Here is a 17,414-nt window from a genome sequence, read left to right on the forward strand (position 1 = left end):
AGCTTAGGCCGACCTAAATGCTCTGTGACCCCCTTGCGCCGCCGCCGGGAATGGTTCGTGCCCGGAGCGGCAGGGCGGTCAGGTGCACGTCGCGGAGCCCTCCGTCGTCGGCGACGGCGGTCAGGAAGGTGCAGGCCGGCTGGCGCCTCCGATCCGTCGGGGAGCCCGGATTGAGCAGGCGGAGACCCGCCGGGGAGACGGTGTCCCAGGGGATGTGGCTGTGCCCGAAGACGAGCACGTCGGCACCCGGATGGGCGGCGTCGGCGCGGGTCTCGCGGCCGGTCGCCGCTCCGGTCTCGTGCACCACGCGGACGTCGAGGCCGGCGACGCGGGCGCGCGCGACCTCGGGCAGGCGGGCGCGCAGCGGCTCCGGATCGTTGTTGCCCCACACGGCCAGCAGGAGCGCCGCCCGCTCCTCCAGCGAGTCCAGCGTCGCCTCGTCGACCCAGTCGCCCGCGTGCACGACCAGGTCGACCTCGTCGACCGCGCGCCACACCTCGTCCGGGAGGGCCTTCGCCCGCTTCGGGAGGTGCGTGTCGGCGAGAAGGAGGAGGCGGACCGGACCGTCGACCTCGGGTGGAGAGCCGTCGGGGCCGGGCTGGAGCAGGGGCATCAGCGGGCAGGGCCGGGCGTCGGCTCCACTCCGCCGTCGGCGCCGGGCTCGGTCGCGGTCCCGGAGCTGCGGAGGCGGGCGTCGAGCGCCTCGAGGTCGGCGGCGAACCAGAGGTGGTCGCCGCGGTTCGACTCGACGACGAAGGCCTGCAGCGCGCTCGACTCCGCCACCGGCCCGCTGACGTCGCCGAGGATCACCAGCCGCTTGCCGTACGAGACGAACTTCTGCACGAACTCGCCGGCGATGCCGGAGCGCAGGCGGAGGAACTCGGGGTCGAGCCGGCCGACGGGCACCACGATCGTCTCGACGTCGCCGCCGTAGGTCTCGCCGATGAGCGCGATCGCGTCGTCCGGGGTCGAGAGCGCGCCTCCGTCGTCGTCGACGAGCAGGAGGGGGACGCCCTGGCGGGTCTCGGTTCTCATCGGGCCAGCCAATCACGTCGGCCGGGGAGAGGCGAGCGGGGCCGTCCGGGCCTCCGCTCGGGGCGTCCACTCCCGGGCCGGCCGTGCTCGGGGGGACACGCCGATCAGGCGTCCGGACGGCTGCCCGCGCCGCCGCTACGAGCCCGGCAGCTCGACGTGGCGCTTGAAGCCCACGTGCGAGTCGACGAAGCCCAGGCGCAGGTAGAAGCGGTGGGCGTCGGTTCGGGCGGCGTCCGAGGTCAGCTGGACGAGCGGCGTGCGGAGCTCGATCGCAGCGACGTCCAGCACCCAGCGCGTCAGGGCCGTGCCGATCCCCGCCGACCGCTCGGCGCTCGCCACCCGGACCGCTTCGATGAGCAGGCGGGAGCTGCCCCGGCGCGCCATCCCGGGGATCACGGTCAGCTGCAGCGTCCCGACCACGGCTCCGGCGCCGTCCACCGCGACCACGAGATCGTTTCCCGGGTCCTGCGCGATGCTCCGGTAGGCGGCCTCGTAGGCGGCCCCGTCCTCCTCGGCGGCGACGTCTCCGCGCCCGGCGCTGATCGGGTCGTCGGAGAGGAGCCGGACGAGCGCGGGGAGGTCGTCGAGCACCGCGCGGCGGAGGAGGAGGCTCCTCTCCTCGGGGCCGGCGTCGCAGGGGAGGGTCAGGTCGGCGATCATGCCCTCATCCTCCCGCGGCCGCTCGCTGCTCCACCCCGCGAGCGGTGGTCGGAGGCGGGCAGGACGCGGCTGAGAGCGGCAGGGGGATCCTGGTGCCCGGTCCGCACGTCCACGCGCCGCGTCCCGCAGCCGACGCAGCGGACGTACACGACGACGCCCTCGCTGGTCCGGTGGGCCGACTCGGTCGTCCAGCCGTGCTCGTGCGGATCGACGGCGGGGGCGAGCGGCTCGGAGGGGTGCGGAGAGGGTGTGGAGGTGCGCATGGGAGCCACTGTGCTGTCATGGTCTTATGCAGCTCAACCCTTACGGCGAGTACGCGGTCCTGCTCGCCGCCTCCCTCGCGAACGACTGGCCGTCCGACCGCGCGGGCATCGAGGCGCGCACGCGCGAGTTCGGCATGACGATGGCCTTCGAGTCCGGCCCGGACGACCACGCCCGGACGCGCGACGTGATCGACGAGTGGCTGGAAGTGGTCGACGCGCCGACTCCGAGCGACCGGGCGACGTCGCTGAACCACCAGATGGCCGCGATCGCCGCGTATCCGCGCTTGACCGACCACGACGACGAGGGCTGGCACCTGCACTACCGCGACCAGGACCAGTCCCTGGCGCACGTCCTCCACGCCGTCATCGCGGTGGGCACGGCGCTGCACCTGACGACCCGGGGGATGAGCCGCCTCCTGCGGTGTGAGGCCGGTCGGGCGTCGGGCGACCACTGCAGGAACGTCGTCGTCGACGTGACGCGGAACGGCCGGCAGCGGTACTGCTCCGTCCGCTGCGCGAACCGAGCCGCGGTCCGGCGGCACCGCCTGCGGCACGCGGAGTGAGTCCGCGCGGCCCCGTCACTCCGCCGCGTCGCCGCCCGGCTTCATCGAGAACGGGGAGTAGTGGTAGCCGTCGAGGTCGTCGAACTGGCGCTGGTACATGAAGGGGTAGTCGTCGGTGTCGCCGATCCGGCCTCCCGCGGCGGCGGCCCGCTCGACGAGCTCGTCGACGGCCGCGCGGCTGTCGAGGTCGAACGAGACGGTCACCTTCGAGGGGGTGCCGGGGGCGCCGATCAGCTCCTCGGTGGCGCCGACGCTCTCGTACATGGCGCGGCTCGCCAGCATGACGGACGTGTCGGGACCGATCGCGAAGCAGGAGACGTCCTCGCGGGACATCTCGGTGTTCAGGGTCCAGCCGAGCGCGGTGTAGAAGGCGGTGGCGCGCTCGACGTCGTCGACCGGGCAGGTGATGAAGAGGCTCATGCGCTCACCCTCGCCATCCGCGGGCGGGCCGTCAAGAGCTCCGCGAGGGAACTCCGGACGGCCCGCCGGGACTCAGCGGAACGACCGCAGCCGCAGGCTGTTCAGCACGACGAAGACGCTCGAGAACGCCATCGCGGCCCCGGCCACGAGCGGCCCCAGGAGTCCGGCCACCGCGAGCGGGATCGCGGCCACGTTGTAGGCGAAGGCCCAGAAGAGGTTGCCCCGGATGACCGCGAGGGTGCGGCGCCCGAGGCGCAGGGCGTCGGGCACCCGGCCGAGGTCGTCGCCGACGAGGGTGATGTCGCTCGCCTCGATCGCCGCGTCCGATCCGGCGCCCATCGCGATCCCCACGTCCGCGGCGGCCAGCGCGGCGGCGTCGTTCACACCGTCGCCGACGAAGGCGACGTGGCGGCCCTCCGCACGGAGGCGCTCGATCACGGCGAGCTTCTCCTCCGGCAGCACCTCGGCGACGACCTCGTCGATGCCGACGGCCGAGGCGACGGCCTGCGCCGCCCGCGGGTTGTCGCCGGTCAGCACCATCACCCGCAGGCCCCGCTCGCGCAGGGCGCGGACGGTGCGGGACGCCTCCGGCCTCGGCTCGTCGCGGAGGACCGCGAAGCCGCGAAGCGCCCCCTCCCAGCCGACGCCGACGACGGTGCCGCCCTCGGCGGTCGCTCGCTCGGCGCGCTCGGCGAGACCGCCCGGCGCGAAGCCCCACTGCTCCTCCAGCCAGCGCAGCCGGCCGGCGACGACCAGGCGGCCCTCGACCCGGGCACGCACGCCGAACCCGGTGCTGGAGCGGAATCCGGTCGCCTCGGGGACGTCGAGGTGCGCGGCCCCGGCCACGATCGCCGCGGCGAGCGGATGCTCCGACCCGCGCTCGACGGCGGCGAGCATCCGCAGGCTCTCGTCGTCGCTGGACTCGACGACCTGGAAGGCGCCGGTGGTGAGCGTGCCGGTCTTGTCGAGCACGACCGTGTCGATCCGGCGCCCGGCCTCGAGCACCTCCGGCCCGCGGAGGAGGATCCCGAGCTGGGAGCCGCGGCCGGTGCCGACGAGGATGGCGGTCGGGGTGGCCAGGCCCAGCGCGCACGGGCAGGCGACGACGAGGACGGCGACGGCGGGAGAGACGGCGGCGGCGAGGTCGGCGCCGGCGATCAGCCAGCCGGCGAGGGTGGCCAGGGCGAGCGCCACCACGACCGGCACGAAGACGGAGGAGACGCGGTCGGCGAGCCGCTGGACGCGCGCCTTGCCGGCCTGCGCGTCCGAGACGAGGCGGCCCATCCGCGCGAGCGTGGTCTCGGAGCCGACGCGGTCGACGTGGACGGTGAGCAGGCCGTGCGCGTTGAGCACTCCGCCGGTCACGGTCGAGCCGGGGCCGACCTCGACCGGCACGCTCTCGCCGGTGAGCATGCTCGCGTCGATCGCGCTCGAGCCCTCGAGCACGGTGCCGTCGGCGGCGACGGTCTCGCCGGGGCGCACGCGGAGGACGTCGCCGACGGCGAGCGAGGACGCGGGCACGCGCTCCTCCTGCCCGTCGGCGGCGACGCGCACGGCGTCCTTCGCGCCGAGGCGGAGGAGCGCCCGGAGCGCCGCACCGGCGTCGCGCTTCGACCGCGCCTCCAGGTAGCGGCCGGCCAGCACGAGGACGGGGACGGCGGCGGCGACCTCGAGGTAGATCTCGTCGTGGCCGGAGCGGCTGCCCAGCAGCTCGAACGGCATGCTCATGCCCGGCCGCCCGGCGTCGCCGAGGAACAGAGCCCAGACCGACCAGGCGAAGGAGGCGCTGACACCGAGGCTGATCAGGGTGTCCATGGTGGTGGAGCCGTGCCGCAGCGCCCGCCAGGCGTTGCGGTGGAAGGGGAGCGCGCCCCAGACCGCGACCGGCGAGGCGAGGGCGAGGCACAGCCACTGCCAGTTCGCGAACTGCAGCGGCGGGATCATCGAGAGCAGGACCACCGGCACGGCGAGCAGGGCGGAGACGCGGAGCCGGGTGCGCAGGGCGCGCCGCTCGCGGTCGTCGTCGCTCTGCTCCTCCTGCTCCTCCGCGGGAGCCGCCTCGCCGGTGGAGGGGACCGTCGCGCTGTAGCCCGCGGCCTCGACGGCGGCGATCGCGTCGGCCGGCGTCGTGCCGGGCGGGAGGGTCAGCGTCGCGCGCTCGAGGGCGAGGTTGACGGTCGCGTGGACGCCGGGGAGCGCGTCGAGGCGCTTCTCGACCCGCGCGACGCAGGAGGCGCAGGTCATCCCTCCGATGGCGAGCTCGAGCGGGGTGCCGGTGGTCTCGGCCACGTCAGCTCAGGGGAGCGAGGCGGTAGCCCGCGTCGGCGACGGCGGCGGCGATCTCCTCGCGGCCGAGCGGCCGGGAGGAGCCGACCGTGACGGTCGAGACCCCGTCGGGGGCGAGGGACACGTCGACAGCCGAGACCTCGGGGTAGGCGGCGAGCTCCTCGGTGACGCTGCGGACGCAGTGCTCGCAGGTCATGCCCGCGACGCCGAAGCTCTGCACGGACGCGGCGGACAGGGAGCCCTGCGCCGCGTGGCCGGCGTCGGAGCGGCCGGCGCCGCCGTGGCCGCCGCACGCGCAGGCGCCGCCTCCGCCGCAGCCGCACCCTCCCGTCGATCCGCTCGCGGTCAGGCCGAGGTCGATCCTGGTGCTCATGGGTCCTCCTGTGTCGTGCGTCCGGTCCGATCCGGTCGATCGGCCCGGTGGGCGTCCGGTCGGCACGCCGGTCGCGGCATACCCCCGGGGGGTACTCCATGGTAAGCCCGCCGAGCCCTCTCGGCAAGGCGGGAGGGCGGAGGAGGGATGATCTCAGGGGCGGCTCGGAGCCGCGCGAGGAGGGAGGGGCGCATGGATCCCGCATCGACGCCGCACTGGGGTGAGCCCCCGCCGCGCACGCCGCCGGCGGTCCCGCTGCCCCCGCGCACGCGGTTCGAGCCGACGGCGCTGCTCGCCGCGCCCCTGCCCGCCCCGGCCGCCGTCCGGGCCCGGGTCCGCCAGGCCGCCCCGGAGCGGCAGCGCCGGCTGGCGGCGCTCGCCGCGGTCACCGAGGGGTTCGCCGTCCTGCGCACTCCCGAGCTCGCCCGGGCGCTGCGCCGGATCGCGGCACCCGCCTCCGCCGCTCCGGCCGCCGCCGCCGCAGTGCTGGCCGTCGGCCGCGACGGACTCGAGCTCGCCGCCGAGCGCGCGGACGCCCTGCGCATCGCCGAGTGGGATCGGATCGTCTCGGTGGGCGTCGGCACCTCGCCCTCGGGTGCCCACCGGGTCCGCGCGCTGGTCCTGGCGGTCCTCGCGCCGCCGCCCGTCTCCGCCGTCCTGCGTGCGGCGAGGCGGCGCCCGCGCACCGTCCTCGTGCCCCTGGTCGTCGCCGCCCCGGCCGCTCTCGGCTGGCGCGTGGCCGACGACCGCACGTTCCTCCTCGCTCTCGACCGCCTGCAGCGCGCCCTCGAGGAGCGTGCCCGGTGAGGGCGCGGCTCCGCTTCGCCCTCGCGGCCGTCGCCGTGCTCGGCCTGGGCCTGGCGCTGCGGTTCGTGCTCACGGGGCTGCTCGCCGACCTCGCCGGCGGAGTGGCCTACGTCGTGCTGGTGGCGCTGCTGATCGCGGTGCTCCTGCCGCGCATCCCGGGCGTGACGGCTGCCGGGATCGCGCTGGCCTGGTCGATCGCGATGGAGCAGCTGCAGGCGATCGGAGTCGCAGCGCGCCTGGTCGAGCTGTGGGCGCCGCTCCGCCTCGTCGTCGGCACCACCTTCTCCTGGCTCGACATCGCGGCCTACGTCCTCGGCGCGGTCGTCGCCGCGGCCGTGCACCTCGCCGTCGCTCCGCGCGAGCAGTCCGCCTGACGGGAGTCCGCGCCCGGCGTCTCCTGTTCGCCCGTCGGCCGGGCTGCCGCGAGGCGTCCCGGCGTCCGCCGAGGTGCCGGCCTCGCCGAGGTGTCCGTGCGCTCCCCGGGGCGCCGCCGTCCCCGCGGGGCTTAGCCGGCAGACCCGGTGTCTCGGCGGAGGAGCGACGCCGACCGCCGGAGCGGCGCGGTCCCTCCGCCCCCGCGCCCCTGATTAGGGTGAAGCCATGAGCGAGCCGGCACTCCCCGAGACGACGGCCCCGCGGGCCTCGGCCCCGCACGATCACCGCCGCGACCGGCGCATCCCCGAGCCGGTCGACCGGTTCGCCACCGGCGAGGAGTACCCCGAGTACCGCGTCGACCTGGAGCGGATCCGCTTCTCGCCGTACTTCGCCCGACTCTCCGCGGTGACCCAGGTCATCTCGCCCTCGGGCGTCGGCCAGGTCGTGCACAACCGGCTCACGCACTCGATCAAGGTCACCGCGGTCGCCCGCGCGATCGCGATGCAGCTGACCACCACCGATCCCGCCCAGCGCGAGCTGGTCGAGCGGCTCGGCGGCTGCGACCCGGTGGTCGTGCAGGCCGCGGCCAGCGCGCACGACCTCGGCCACCCTCCGTTCGGCCACCTCGGCGAGCAGGCGCTCGACCGGCTCGCGCGCGAGCGGCTGGGGCTCGCAGAGGGCTTCGAGGGCAACGCGCAGTCGTTCCGGATCCTCTCCGAGCTCGACGTCTGCGAGACGGTGGAGGTGGGGCTGAACCTCACCGCCGCCTCCCGAGCCGCCGTGCTCAAGTACCCGTGGGGGCGGACGATCCACCGCCCCGGCATCGACTCCGCCGACCCGACCGAGCTGCCCCGCGGGTCGACCGCCAGCCGGTGGGAGACCGCTCCGCCGAAGTTCTCGGCGTACACGCTCGACCTCGACGACCTGCTCGACGCCCGCTCCGGCTTCACCGCGATCGCCCCCTGGCAGCAGACCCTCGAGTGCTCGGTGATGGACGTCGCCGACGACATCGCCTACTCGCTGCACGACCTCGACGACTTCTACCGCGCGGGAGTGCTGCAGCAGGCGGCCGTCGCCGTGGAGTTCCGCGCGTTCCTCCGCGAGCAGAACGCGCTCGCCGCCCTCGACGCCGAGGAGCTGTGGGCGCGCGCCCCCGGGCACTCGCTCGAGATGCTCCGCCGGAGGCTCGTGGCCCGCGACCCGTGGATCGCGAGCGACGAGCACTTCCGCGCCTCCGTGGAGCGGGTGTCGACCGAGCTGGTCGAGGGGCTCCTCGCGCTCCCGTTCGACGGATCGACGCGCACCGAGCGCGCGATCGAGGCGTTCGTCTCCTCCTGGATCGGCCGTCTGCAGCGCTCCGTGGTGGTGCTCGCCGAGCCGAACGTCCGCTCGGGCCACCTCTCCCTCCTCCCCGACGCCTGGCACGACGTGGCCGTGCTGAAGTTCGTGCACACCCGCTTCGTGATCGATCGGCCGGACTTCGCCACCTACCAGCGCGGCCAGTCGCAGGTGCTCGAGACGCTGGTGACCCACCTCGACGCCTGGCTCGAGGATCCGCGCGACGGCTCGCGGGCTCCGCAGAAGCTGCTCGACCTGATCGAGCTCGCGACCGACGGCTACTTCCGCCTGCGCGCCGACCACCCCGACTGGCTCCCGTCGGACGAGCGCGGCCGGCCGACCTCCGACCCGGCCGCGCTGCAGCGGCTCGGCCGGGGGCGCGGTGTGGTCGACTACGTCGCGACCCTGACCGACGAGCAGGCGATGGCGCTCGCCGCCCGCCTCCGCGGCGATCGCGAGCCGTGGGCGATGGGGACCTGACGCCCCGGCGGGTGGGTTGACACCGCGCGTCGCGTGTGGACTCGGCGGCTCCTCGCCCGTCGTTCCGGGGGAGGAGCCCCCGCCCGGCCGCCGAGGACGCGTTCCGCGACCGCCCAGCGGGCGTCCAGGAAGCGCAGCCTGAACGACAGCGTAAAATCACGGAGGCACATGCCAGGATCGACAACTCGACAGGGAGTTCCGTTGGACGGAAACGCAACGACCACGCACCGCAACGTCGCATTGCTGTCCGTCGCGACCACGCTGGCTCCGCGCGTGACCACCTCGGCCGAGATCGAGGCGCGGCTCGCTCCGGCGCTCAAGCGCCTGCGGCTCCCCACCGGGCTCCTCCAGCGCGTCGCCGGAGTGCACGAGCGCCGCAACTGGGGCTCCGAGCAGGGCTTCGACGGAGCGGCGATCGACGCGGGCAAGCGCGCTCTCGCCGAGGCCGGCGTCCGCGCCGACCAGATCGGCCTGATCATCAACACGTCGGTGACCCGCAAGCACCTCGAGCCCTCGGTCGCCGTGCGCCTGCACCACGGGCTCGGCCTGCCCTCGTCGGCCATCAACTTCGACATCGCGAACGCGTGCCTCGGCTTCGTCAACGGCATGACCCTCGCCGCGCAGCTGATCGACTCCGGCCAGATCCGCTACGCGCTCATCATCGACGGCGAGGACGCCGACGAGATCCAGGTCAACACCATCGAGCGCCTGAGCCGCGAGGGCGTCAAGCGCAAGGACTTCATGAGCGAGTTCGCGAGCCTGACCCTCGGCTCCGGCGCCGCCGCGGCCGTCCTCGGCCCGGCCGACGAGCACCCCAAGGGCCACCGCATCCTCGGCGGCATCACCCGCGCGGCCACGCAGTTCAACGAGCTCTGCGTCGGCAGCGTCGACGGCATGTTCACGGACGCGAAGGCGCTGCTCAAGGGCGGCATGGAGCTCGTCCTCTCGGCGTGGAAGGAGGCCACCCGCGACTGGAACTGGAGTGGGATGGACCGCTACATCACGCACCAGGTGTCGGACGTGCACACCGACGCCCTGGTGAAGGCGGTCGGCATCGACCGCAGCCGCGTCCCCACGACCTACCCCACCCTCGGCAACGTCGGCCCGGCGTCGATCCCGATCACCCTGGCCCAGGAGGCCGAGACCCTGCAGCCCGGCAACCGGGTGCTGCTCATCGGAGTGGGCTCGGGCATCAACACCGCGATGCTCGAGATCGCCTGGTGACCGCGCCCCACCCGGCCGAGCGGATCCGCGGAGCGCTCGGCTCCACGGCCGCCGCGCAGCTGCCCCCGGCCGGGCTCGACGGGCTCGATCCCGCGTGGTCGCGCCTCGTCGACGCTCCGGACGCCCAGGGCGTGCCGCGCCGCTGGCACCTGCTCGACACGGGCGAGGCCCTCGGCACGGAGCCCGTCGGCACCGTCCTCTGCGTGCACGGCAACCCCACCTGGTCCTACCTCTGGCGCCGCCTCGCGGCCGCCACGCTCGAGTCGGCCCGCAGCGGAGGCCCCGCCTGGCGGGTGGTCGCTGTCGACCAGCTCGAGATGGGCTTCTCCGAGCGGACCGGCGCCCTGCACACGCTCGCCGACCGCGTGCGCGAGCTCTCCAACCTCACCGACGTGCTCGGCCTCGACGACGTGGTCACCCTCGGCCACGACTGGGGCGGAGTCGTCTCGCTGGGCTGGGCGGTCGACCACCCGGAGCAGCTGCGCGCCACGATGCTCCTGAACACCGCGATCCACCAGAGCGCCGACGAGCCGATCCCGGCCCCGCTCCGGCTCGCGCTCGCCTCGGGTGTGCTCGGCGCCTCGACGGTCGGCACGCCGGCCTTCCTCGAGACGACCCTCGCGCTGGGGCACCCGGCGCTGCCCTCCGCGGTGAAGGAGGGGTACCGCGCGCCCTACCGGTCCGCGTCGCGCCGCGGCGGAGTGGGCGGCTTCGTCGCCGACATCCCGGTCGACTCCGCCCACCCGAGCGACCCGGAGCTGCAGCGCATCGCCGAGGGCGTCAGCGCCCTGACGACGCCGGCCCTGATGCTCTGGGGCCCGCTGGACCCGATCTTCTCCGACCGCTACCTCGACGACCTCGTCGACCGCCTCCCGCACGCGCAGGTCCACCGCTACGAGGGAGCGGGCCACCTGGTGGCCGAGGACGTCGACTACTCGTCCGCCGTCCTCACCTGGCTGGGCGACCTCTCCGACGGCGAGGAGCCGTTCGGCGGCGACCCCGCCCCCGACGTCCGCCGCCCGACCGCGCCGGTCGAGCCGCTCTGGGCGCACCTCGACCGCAACGCGCAGGACGACTCGCTCGCTCTGGTCGAGATGGCGCCTCCCGGAGGCGGCGGGCCCCGCTCGGTCTCGTGGCGCCTGCTCTCGCAGCGGGTCCGCGAGCTCGCCGCCGGGCTCCGCGCCTCCGGCGTCTCCCCGGGCGACCGCGTCTCGCTCCTCGTGCCGCCCGGTGCCGACCTGACGGCGCTGCTCTACGCGTGCCTGCGCATCGGAGCCGTCGTGGTCGTCGCCGACGCGGGCCTGGGCCTGCGCGGTCTCACCCGCGCGGTCCGCGGTGCCTGGCCGGATCTGGTGGTCGGCGCCCTGCCCGGCCTCGCCGTCGCGCGGGCCCTCCGCTGGCCCGGCGGCCGGGTCTCGACGCAGACCCTGCCCCGCGCCTCCGCCTCGGCCCTCGGGGTCGACACCTCGCTCGGGCAGCTGATCGAGCTCGGCCGCGCCGAGCTGGCCGCCGACCCGGAGGCGCTGGGCGAGGCTCCCGCCGCCGACGCCGTGGCCGCGATCCTGTTCACCTCCGGCTCGACCGGCCCCGCCAAGGGCGTCGTCTACACGCACCGGCAGCTCGCCGGCGTCCGCGACGCGCTCGCCCGCCAGTACGGGATCGGACCGGGCACCGGCCTCGTCGCGGGCTTCGCGCCGTTCGCCCTGCTCGGTCCCGCGCTGGGCACGCGCTCCGCCACTCCGGACATGGACGTCACCGCGCCCCGGACGCTCACCGCGGCCGCCGTCGCCGCGGCCGCCGCCCGGGTCGACGCGACCGTGCTGTTCCTCTCGCCGGCCGCACTGGCCAACGTCGTGGCCACCGCCGGCGCGCTCGACGCCGACGACCACCGCGCCCTCGCCGGCGTGCGCACCTTCCTCTCGGCCGGGGCCCCCGTCTCGGCGGGACTGCTCGGCGAGGCGCAGGCGCTCATGCCGAACGCCTCCGCCCGCACTCCCTACGGCATGACCGAGGGGCTGCTGCTCACCGACGCGTCGCTGGAGGGTATCCGCGAGGCCGCCGCCGATGACGATCCGCGCGGAGGCGTCTGCGTGGGCGTACCCGCCGCGGGCGTCCGGCTGCGGATCGCCCCGCTCGACGCCGACGGCCGCGCCGCGGACGAGCCGGAGGAGATCACCGGCACGACCGGCGAGATCGTCGTCTCGGCCGGTCACGTCGAGGACCACTACGAGCGCCTCTGGCTCACCGACCGTGCCGCCCGCGTCGGCGCCGTCCCGGGTGAGCGCTGGCACCGCACCGGGGACGTCGGGCGGACCGACTCCGCCGGCCGCCTCTGGGTCGAGGGCAGGATGCCGCACGTCGTCGTCACGCCCGACGGTGTGGTCACGCCGGTCGGACCCGAGCAGCGGATCGAGGCGCGCGTCGCCTCGGTCGCCCGCGCCGCGATCGTCGGAGCCGGCCCGCGCGGAGTCGCGCAGCTGGTCACCGTGGTCGAGCTGCGCTCGGGCGCGCGCCGCGTGGTGCTGGCCGAGGAGGCCCTCGCCGCCGAGGTGCGCGCGGCCGTCGACCGGCCCGTCGCCGCGGTGCTGGTCGTCCCGGCGCTGCCCACCGACATCCGCCACAACTCCAAGATCGACCGGGCCGCGCTCTCGCGCTGGGCCGAGGGCGTGCTCGCCGGCGGCCGGATGGTGGCGCCGTGAGGGTCCTGGTCACCGGCGCGAGCGGCCTGCTCGGCGGTGCGGTGGCCGCGGGCCTCGTCGCCCAGGGGCACGAGGTCCGCACCTTCCAGCGCCGGCCCTCCGGGGTCGCGGGCGTCGAGGAGGCGCGTGGCTCGCTGACCGATCCGCGCGCGGTCGAGGATGCCGTCGACGCGGCCGAGGGCGTCGTGCACCTCGCCGCGAAGGTCTCGCTCGCCGGCGATCCTGGCGACTTCGACCGCGTGAACATCGACGGCACCCGGCGTCTGCTCGCCGCCGCCGCCCGCGCCGGCGTGAGCCGCTTCGTCCAGATCTCGTCGCCCTCCGTCGCCCACTCCGGCTCCTCGATCACCGGCGACGACGCCGAGCCCGCCGATCCGGACCGGGCCCGCGGCGACTACGCGCGCACCAAGGCCCGCGCCGAGCTGCTGGCCCTCGCTGCCGACGCCCCCGGCTTCGCGGTGGTCGCCGTGCGCCCGCACCTGGTCTGGGGTCCGGGCGACACCCAGCTCGTCGCCCGCATCGTCGAGCGGGCGCGCGCCGGCCGGCTGCCGCTCCTCGGGCACGGCCAGGCGCTGATCGACTCCACCTACATCGACAACGCCGCCTCGGCGATCGTCGCCGCTCTCGGGCGGGCGGAGGAGGTGCACGGCCGCTCCTACGTCGTCACCAACGGCGAGCCGCGCCCGGTCGCCGAGCTGCTCGCCGGGATCTGCCGCGCCTCGGGCGTCGAGCCGCCGCGCTGGTCCGTCCCCGCCTCCGTCGCCCGCGCTGCGGGCTCGCTCGTCGAGCGCGTGTGGGCCGTGCGGCCCGGCGCCGACGAGCCGCCGATGACCCGCTTCCTCGCCGAGCAGCTCTCGACCGCGCACTGGTTCGACCAGCGCCGCACGCGCGCCGATCTGCAGTGGAGCCCGTCGGTCACCCTCGACGAGGGACTGGACCGTCTGTCCGCCGCCCGCTGAGGCGCTGGCTCCCGAGACAGAGGAACGGACGGGACCCCGTCGCCGAGGCGAGGGGTCCCGTCCGTCCGGGGGCTCCCGCGACGGATCGCGGGAGGGGAGCCGAGGTCAGTCGGCGAGGATGAGGTACAGCGCGCGACGGGTCTCGTCGAGCTTGGCGGACGCGGCGGCGCGCTGCGCCTCGGTCGCTCCGCGGAACTGCTGCACGACGCCCATCAGCTTGCCGACGTTCTCCATGAAGGCGCGATCGGCGTCGCTCGCGCCGGGGGTGGCCTCCCAGGCCGCGTCGAGCTCGTCGGCGTGCTCGCGCACGTAGGTGCCGCCCGCGTCCGTGAGCTGGTACTCGGTGCCGCGGCCCTCGCCGACGGCCGTGATGAGGCCCTCGTCGACGAGCTGCTGGAGGGTGGGGTAGACGGAGCCGGGGCTGGGACGCCACGATCCGTTCGTCTTCTCGGCGATGGCCTTGATCAGGCCGTAGCCGTTCGAGGACTTCTCGGAGAGGAGGGAGAGGAGGGCTGCGCGGACGTCACCGCGTCGGGCGCGTCCTCCGCCGCGGCCGAAGGGGCCGCCGAAGCCCGGGCCGAAGCCCGGGCCGAAGCCGAAGCCGGGCCCGAAGCCGCGGCCGTGACCGCCGGGTCCGCGGCGCTGTCCGCGGCCGGGGTGCTCGTGGCGGGAGGAGTGGTCGCCGTCGCAGGAGTCGCGGCGGTCGTCGGAGAAGAAGGTCCTGGAGTTCATGGGTGTGCTGCTCTCTGTCGTGAGGGGATCCCTTTCGATCGGATCCGGTCGCCCGTCGGGAGCGGCTGCTTCCGATCTGTCGGCGATGCAGTAACGATATATCGGCGACGGATCGGATGTCAACACCTGAACTGCCCGTAGCCTGGGAGCTCCCCGTCGATCGAGAGGTCCCGCATGCCGCGTCCCGACTCCGAGCTCGAGGCGTACCTCGACTCCTCCCTCCTCGCCGGGGACGTCCTCACCGGCCGCGCGAGCAGCCTCGGCAACCTCCGCGGCCTCGCCGCCCGCGAGCCCGCGCACCTCTACGGGGTGGACGTGGCCGAGCACTGGACGCTCGAGAGCCTGCTCGCCCTGATGGGGGAGCGCGTGGGGATCAGCACCGACCCCTCCTTCGAGAGCGGGCAGGACCGGATCGACGCCCGCCTGACGGTCGCGGGTCTCGCCCGCTACCGCGACCGGTTCGCCGCCGCTGTCCGCGAGGGGGCGCTCCTCCTGTTCGCCACCGCGCACCCGGCGACCCTGATGGACGTCTACCGCCGCCTCGCTGCTGCCGCGACGGAGCGGGGCGCCCGCGTGATCGACGTGAACGCGCTCCCGTTCGCCGCCCCCGACGGCATCCGCGTGCCTCTCGCGGACGAGCACCAGGCCCTGTGGTGCACCGGCGGGGTCACCTGCGTCTACCGCGGGGGAGGGCTGCAGCACACGCACTCGCCGGAGCCGATGGACGCGCTGCTCGACCGCCTCGACGAGCTCGGCATCCGCCCCGACCTGGTCGTCGCCGACCACGGCTTCGCGGGCGCGGCCGGCCGGCGGGGGCTGCCGGTCATCGCGATCGCCGACTGCAACGACCCGGCGGTGTTCGTCGCCGAGGCGCAGGGCTCGATCGAGGTGGTCGTCCCGATCGACGACGGGCTGGCCGTCCACCTCTACGAGCCGGTGATCGACTTCGTCCTCCGCGCCCTCTCGGAGCCCGCGCGCACCTGACGGCTCGTAGAATCGCCTTCGGCTCGTCGCGATCCCGGATCCGACGGGCCGACCGTTTTCGCGAGTCCCCGCGCTCGCCCACCACTGCAGACGGAGCATCCGTGACCCAGCCCCACGACGGCCTCCTCCCGCGCTTCGCCGTCGGCGTCGACATCGGGGGGACCTCGATCAAGGCGTCCCTCGTCGACGTCACCACCGGCGAGCGGGCGGCTCGGCGCTTCGCGGTCGCGAACCCGCTGGGCAAGGAGCCCGAGGACTTCGCCGAGGCGATCGCCGGCATCGTCCGCGACGTCTCGCCGATCGCGGGCACGCCCGTGGGCGTCGGCTTCCCCGGGATCGTCCGCGGCGGCGTCGTCCGCCAGACCACCCACGTCTCGCAGCGCTGGGTCGGGCTCGACGCGCAGGCCCTCCTCTCGGAGGCGACCGGGGTCGACGTCGTCGTCGTCAACGACGCGGACGCGGCAGGGGTCGCCGAGCGCGAGTTCGGCGCGATGCGCGGACGCGAGGGCCTCCTCCTGCTGACCACCCTCGGCACCGGCATCGGGACGGCGCTCGTCCACGAGGGCGTGGTGATCCCCAACTCCGAGCTCGGTCACCTGCACATCGACGGTCCCGACTTCGAGCCGCAGGTCGGCTTCTCGGCCGTCCGCCGCGAGGGCATCACCCTCGAGGAGTGGGCGGGTCGCCTCAGCGTCTACTACCGGCACCTCGAGATGCTGCTCTCTCCGCAGCTGTTCGTGATCGGCGGCGCGGCGGCGCACGTCTTCGACGAGTTCGCCCGCTTCCTCGACATCGGCACCGAGATCGTCCCCGCCCGCTTCGGCAACGACGCCGGATTCACGGGCGCCGCGATGGTCGCCGTCTCGCCCGACCGCCTCGCTCCCTGGTACCGCTCCACTCGCGGCGCCCGCCTCGACCCCGGGGCGCCCGCCATCGCCGACTGACCCCCTCCCTGCATCGAGGGAGCCCCGACCCGTCGAGGTGATCCGGCGGAGCGGGGTCCCTCGACGGTCCGGGGTTCCCTCAGCGGGCCGACAGGCCGCGGTAGACGGCGTCCAGCCGGGCGGCGGCGGCCGGCCAGGAGTGGGCGGCCGCCCAGTCGACGCCGCCGCGGCCGAGTCGCGCCAGCTCGCCGGGCGAGCCCAGCAGGGTCAGGATCGCCTCGGCCCACGCCGCGGGGGAGTCGGAGTCGAGCAGCACGCCGCTTCCGCCGTCGCGCACCGCGTCCACCAGGCCGGTCGTCCTGCGCGCGAGCACGGGAGTGCCGCTGCCGGCCGCCTCGAGCGCGATCAGCCCGAAGGTCTCGGCCGCCGAGGGCACGAGCGCCAGCTGCGCGCTCCGGAGCCGCTCCGCCACCCGGTCGCGGTCGGCGGCCCCCTCGATCAGCACGCGGTCTCCCAGCGGAGCCGCCGCGGCGCGCACCGCGTCGAGGTACGACTCCCGGCCCGGTGCCGCCCCGCCCACCAGCCGCAGCACCGGCCGCTCCGCCGGCGCCATCGCCGCGAGCGCCTCGACCGCCAGCAGCTGGCCCTTGAGCGGCTGCACCCGGCCGACCAGGACGACTCCGGAGCGCTCGCCGCCGCCCGGGCGGAACCGCGCGTCGACTCCGGGCGGCACCACGACGACCCGGTCGGGATCCGCGCCGTACCCGCTGACGACGTCCTCCCGCTCCGAGGCGCCCGCCACCACGATCGCGTCGGCGGAGGCGAGCACGGAGCGCTCCGCGTCGATCCGCTGCTGCGGCTCCGCGACGTCGCCCGGGGCGAGCCGGGCGTTCTTCGCGAGCGAGCCCGAGTGCATCGAGTGCACGTGCGGCCGGCCGGTGAGCGCCCCCGCGAGGCCCGACACCCAGTAGTGCGAGTGCACGACGTCGGCCCCCTCCGCGGCGCGCGCGAACTCCGGCGCCGCGGACGCCAGCGCGTACTTGTCGCCCGCAGGCACCGGCACGCCGACCACCCGCACACCCGGCGCGAGCATCCGGACGCCCTCGCCGCGGGTCAGCACCTCGATCTCCCAGCCGAGCGCCGCCAGCTCCGGGAGCACCGCCGCGAGGTACACGTTCATCCCGCCCGCGTCGCCCGTCGACGGCTGCTCGAGCGGGGAGGTGTGCGCCGAGACGACGGCCAGACGGGGCATCCCTCCATCGTAGGCACGGCCGTGGGTCCTCCACGGATCCCGGCCCGCGGCTCGCAGCGCCTCCGGAATCGGGTTGAATA

The 17,414-nt window shown here is 75.3% G+C and carries 18 protein-coding genes; 9 read left to right on the forward strand and 9 right to left on the reverse strand.

Annotated features, from left to right (window positions below):
• Positions 1–13: 13 nt before the first annotated feature.
• From C5C57_RS03465 to C5C57_RS03480, 4 genes are all read right to left on the reverse strand, one after another.
• Positions 14–613 (reverse strand): metallophosphoesterase, encoded by a 600-nt coding sequence (locus C5C57_RS03465; protein WP_104247003.1) that lies wholly within the window; start codon positions 611–613, stop codon positions 14–16.
• Complete coding sequence (locus tag C5C57_RS03470; RefSeq protein WP_104247004.1) at positions 613–1,035, reverse strand: DUF4180 domain-containing protein; 423 nt, start codon at positions 1,033–1,035, stop codon at positions 613–615. The genes C5C57_RS03465 and C5C57_RS03470 overlap by 1 nt, the downstream gene beginning before the upstream one ends.
• 135 nt (positions 1,036–1,170) lie before the next feature.
• On the reverse strand, positions 1,171–1,695 hold the full coding sequence (locus tag C5C57_RS03475) for a GNAT family N-acetyltransferase (protein ID WP_104247005.1): 525 nt from the start codon (positions 1,693–1,695) through the stop codon (positions 1,171–1,173).
• Positions 1,692–1,958, reverse strand: a complete 267-nt coding sequence (locus tag C5C57_RS03480; RefSeq protein WP_104247006.1) for a hypothetical protein — start codon at positions 1,956–1,958, stop codon at positions 1,692–1,694. The genes C5C57_RS03475 and C5C57_RS03480 overlap by 4 nt, the downstream gene beginning before the upstream one ends.
• Before the next feature lie 26 nt (positions 1,959–1,984).
• Here C5C57_RS03480 and C5C57_RS03485 point away from each other — a divergent pair, with 26 nt between their 5' ends.
• Complete coding sequence (locus tag C5C57_RS03485; RefSeq protein WP_104247007.1) at positions 1,985–2,521, forward strand: CGNR zinc finger domain-containing protein; 537 nt, start codon at positions 1,985–1,987, stop codon at positions 2,519–2,521.
• A gap of 15 nt (positions 2,522–2,536) precedes the next feature.
• Here C5C57_RS03485 and C5C57_RS03490 read toward each other — a convergent pair whose 3' ends face one another.
• From C5C57_RS03490 to C5C57_RS18410, 3 genes are all read right to left on the reverse strand, one after another.
• Complete coding sequence (locus C5C57_RS03490) at positions 2,537–2,941, reverse strand: VOC family protein (protein WP_104247008.1); 405 nt, start codon at positions 2,939–2,941, stop codon at positions 2,537–2,539.
• 72 nt (positions 2,942–3,013) lie between these two features.
• Complete coding sequence (locus tag C5C57_RS03495) at positions 3,014–5,230, reverse strand: cation-translocating P-type ATPase (RefSeq protein ID WP_258072019.1); 2,217 nt, start codon at positions 5,228–5,230, stop codon at positions 3,014–3,016.
• A gap of 1 nt (position 5,231) precedes the next feature.
• Entirely contained in the window at positions 5,232–5,600 is a 369-nt protein-coding gene (locus C5C57_RS18410; protein ID WP_104233449.1) for a heavy-metal-associated domain-containing protein, read from the reverse strand.
• Between the two features lie 192 nt (positions 5,601–5,792).
• Here C5C57_RS18410 and C5C57_RS17975 point away from each other — a divergent pair, with 192 nt between their 5' ends.
• The 6 genes from C5C57_RS17975 (at position 5,793) to C5C57_RS03525 (ending at position 13,482) form a co-directional block, all read left to right on the forward strand.
• Positions 5,793–6,407, forward strand: a complete 615-nt coding sequence (locus C5C57_RS17975) for a hypothetical protein (protein WP_181027127.1) — start codon at positions 5,793–5,795, stop codon at positions 6,405–6,407.
• Positions 6,404–6,781 (forward strand): DUF2809 domain-containing protein, encoded by a 378-nt coding sequence (locus C5C57_RS17980; protein ID WP_181027128.1) that lies wholly within the window; start codon positions 6,404–6,406, stop codon positions 6,779–6,781. The genes C5C57_RS17975 and C5C57_RS17980 overlap by 4 nt, the downstream gene beginning before the upstream one ends.
• Before the next feature lie 226 nt (positions 6,782–7,007).
• Positions 7,008–8,600: a deoxyguanosinetriphosphate triphosphohydrolase family protein gene (locus C5C57_RS03510; protein ID WP_104247010.1), complete on the forward strand. Its 1,593-nt coding sequence runs from the start codon at positions 7,008–7,010 to the stop codon at positions 8,598–8,600.
• Between the two features lie 168 nt (positions 8,601–8,768).
• Positions 8,769–9,824 (forward strand): 3-oxoacyl-ACP synthase III, encoded by a 1,056-nt coding sequence (locus C5C57_RS03515; protein WP_104224183.1) that lies wholly within the window; start codon positions 8,769–8,771, stop codon positions 9,822–9,824.
• Positions 9,821–12,523, forward strand: a complete 2,703-nt coding sequence (locus C5C57_RS03520) for an alpha/beta fold hydrolase (protein ID WP_258072366.1) — start codon at positions 9,821–9,823, stop codon at positions 12,521–12,523. Before C5C57_RS03515 ends, C5C57_RS03520 begins: the two co-directional genes overlap by 4 nt.
• Positions 12,520–13,482, forward strand: a complete 963-nt coding sequence (locus C5C57_RS03525; protein ID WP_104247011.1) for an NAD(P)-dependent oxidoreductase — start codon at positions 12,520–12,522, stop codon at positions 13,480–13,482. Before C5C57_RS03520 ends, C5C57_RS03525 begins: the two co-directional genes overlap by 4 nt.
• 105 nt (positions 13,483–13,587) lie before the next feature.
• Here C5C57_RS03525 and C5C57_RS03530 read toward each other — a convergent pair whose 3' ends face one another.
• Positions 13,588–14,214: a PadR family transcriptional regulator gene (locus C5C57_RS03530; RefSeq protein WP_104224185.1), complete on the reverse strand. Its 627-nt coding sequence runs from the start codon at positions 14,212–14,214 to the stop codon at positions 13,588–13,590.
• A 174-nt stretch (positions 14,215–14,388) separates the two neighbouring features.
• Here C5C57_RS03530 and C5C57_RS03535 point away from each other — a divergent pair, with 174 nt between their 5' ends.
• Together C5C57_RS03535 and C5C57_RS03540 are read left to right on the forward strand one after the other, a co-directional pair.
• A complete protein-coding gene (locus C5C57_RS03535; protein WP_104247013.1) occupies positions 14,389–15,198 on the forward strand; it encodes a phosphatase in 810 nt (269 codons plus the stop codon).
• Between the two features lie 101 nt (positions 15,199–15,299).
• On the forward strand, positions 15,300–16,142 hold the full coding sequence (locus C5C57_RS03540; protein ID WP_244229583.1) for an ROK family protein: 843 nt from the start codon (positions 15,300–15,302) through the stop codon (positions 16,140–16,142).
• Positions 16,143–16,221: 79 nt separating this feature from the next.
• Here the strand turns inward: C5C57_RS03540 and C5C57_RS03545 are convergent, their stop codons facing one another.
• Complete coding sequence (locus C5C57_RS03545; RefSeq protein WP_104297306.1) at positions 16,222–17,334, reverse strand: glycosyltransferase; 1,113 nt, start codon at positions 17,332–17,334, stop codon at positions 16,222–16,224.
• Positions 17,335–17,414 lie beyond the last annotated feature (80 nt).

It is taken from the genome of Rathayibacter sp. AY1C5 (assembly GCF_002931705.1).
Lineage (GTDB): Bacteria > Actinomycetota > Actinomycetes > Actinomycetales > Microbacteriaceae > Rathayibacter.

Excerpts from the sequence above, each read along its gene's own strand:
- C5C57_RS03480 (WP_104247006.1), bottom strand. The coding sequence starts at position 1,958 with ATGCGCACCTCCACACCCTCTCCGCACCCCTCCGAGCCGCTCGCCCCC.
- C5C57_RS03515 (WP_104224183.1), top strand. The coding sequence starts at position 8,769 with ATGCCAGGATCGACAACTCGACAGGGAGTTCCGTTGGACGGAAACGCA.
- C5C57_RS03465 (WP_104247003.1), bottom strand. The coding sequence starts at position 613 with ATGCCCCTGCTCCAGCCCGGCCCCGACGGCTCTCCACCCGAGGTCGAC.
- C5C57_RS03475 (WP_104247005.1), bottom strand. The coding sequence starts at position 1,695 with ATGATCGCCGACCTGACCCTCCCCTGCGACGCCGGCCCCGAGGAGAGG.
- C5C57_RS03510 (WP_104247010.1), top strand. The coding sequence starts at position 7,008 with ATGAGCGAGCCGGCACTCCCCGAGACGACGGCCCCGCGGGCCTCGGCC.
- C5C57_RS03485 (WP_104247007.1), top strand. The coding sequence starts at position 1,985 with ATGCAGCTCAACCCTTACGGCGAGTACGCGGTCCTGCTCGCCGCCTCC.
- C5C57_RS17975 (WP_181027127.1), top strand. The coding sequence starts at position 5,793 with ATGGATCCCGCATCGACGCCGCACTGGGGTGAGCCCCCGCCGCGCACG.
- C5C57_RS03530 (WP_104224185.1), bottom strand. The coding sequence starts at position 14,214 with ATGAACTCCAGGACCTTCTTCTCCGACGACCGCCGCGACTCCTGCGAC.
- C5C57_RS03490 (WP_104247008.1), bottom strand. The coding sequence starts at position 2,941 with ATGAGCCTCTTCATCACCTGCCCGGTCGACGACGTCGAGCGCGCCACC.
- C5C57_RS03545 (WP_104297306.1), bottom strand. The coding sequence starts at position 17,334 with ATGCCCCGTCTGGCCGTCGTCTCGGCGCACACCTCCCCGCTCGAGCAG.
- C5C57_RS03535 (WP_104247013.1), top strand. The coding sequence starts at position 14,389 with ATGCCGCGTCCCGACTCCGAGCTCGAGGCGTACCTCGACTCCTCCCTC.
- C5C57_RS03470 (WP_104247004.1), bottom strand. The coding sequence starts at position 1,035 with ATGAGAACCGAGACCCGCCAGGGCGTCCCCCTCCTGCTCGTCGACGAC.
- C5C57_RS18410 (WP_104233449.1), bottom strand. The coding sequence starts at position 5,600 with ATGAGCACCAGGATCGACCTCGGCCTGACCGCGAGCGGATCGACGGGA.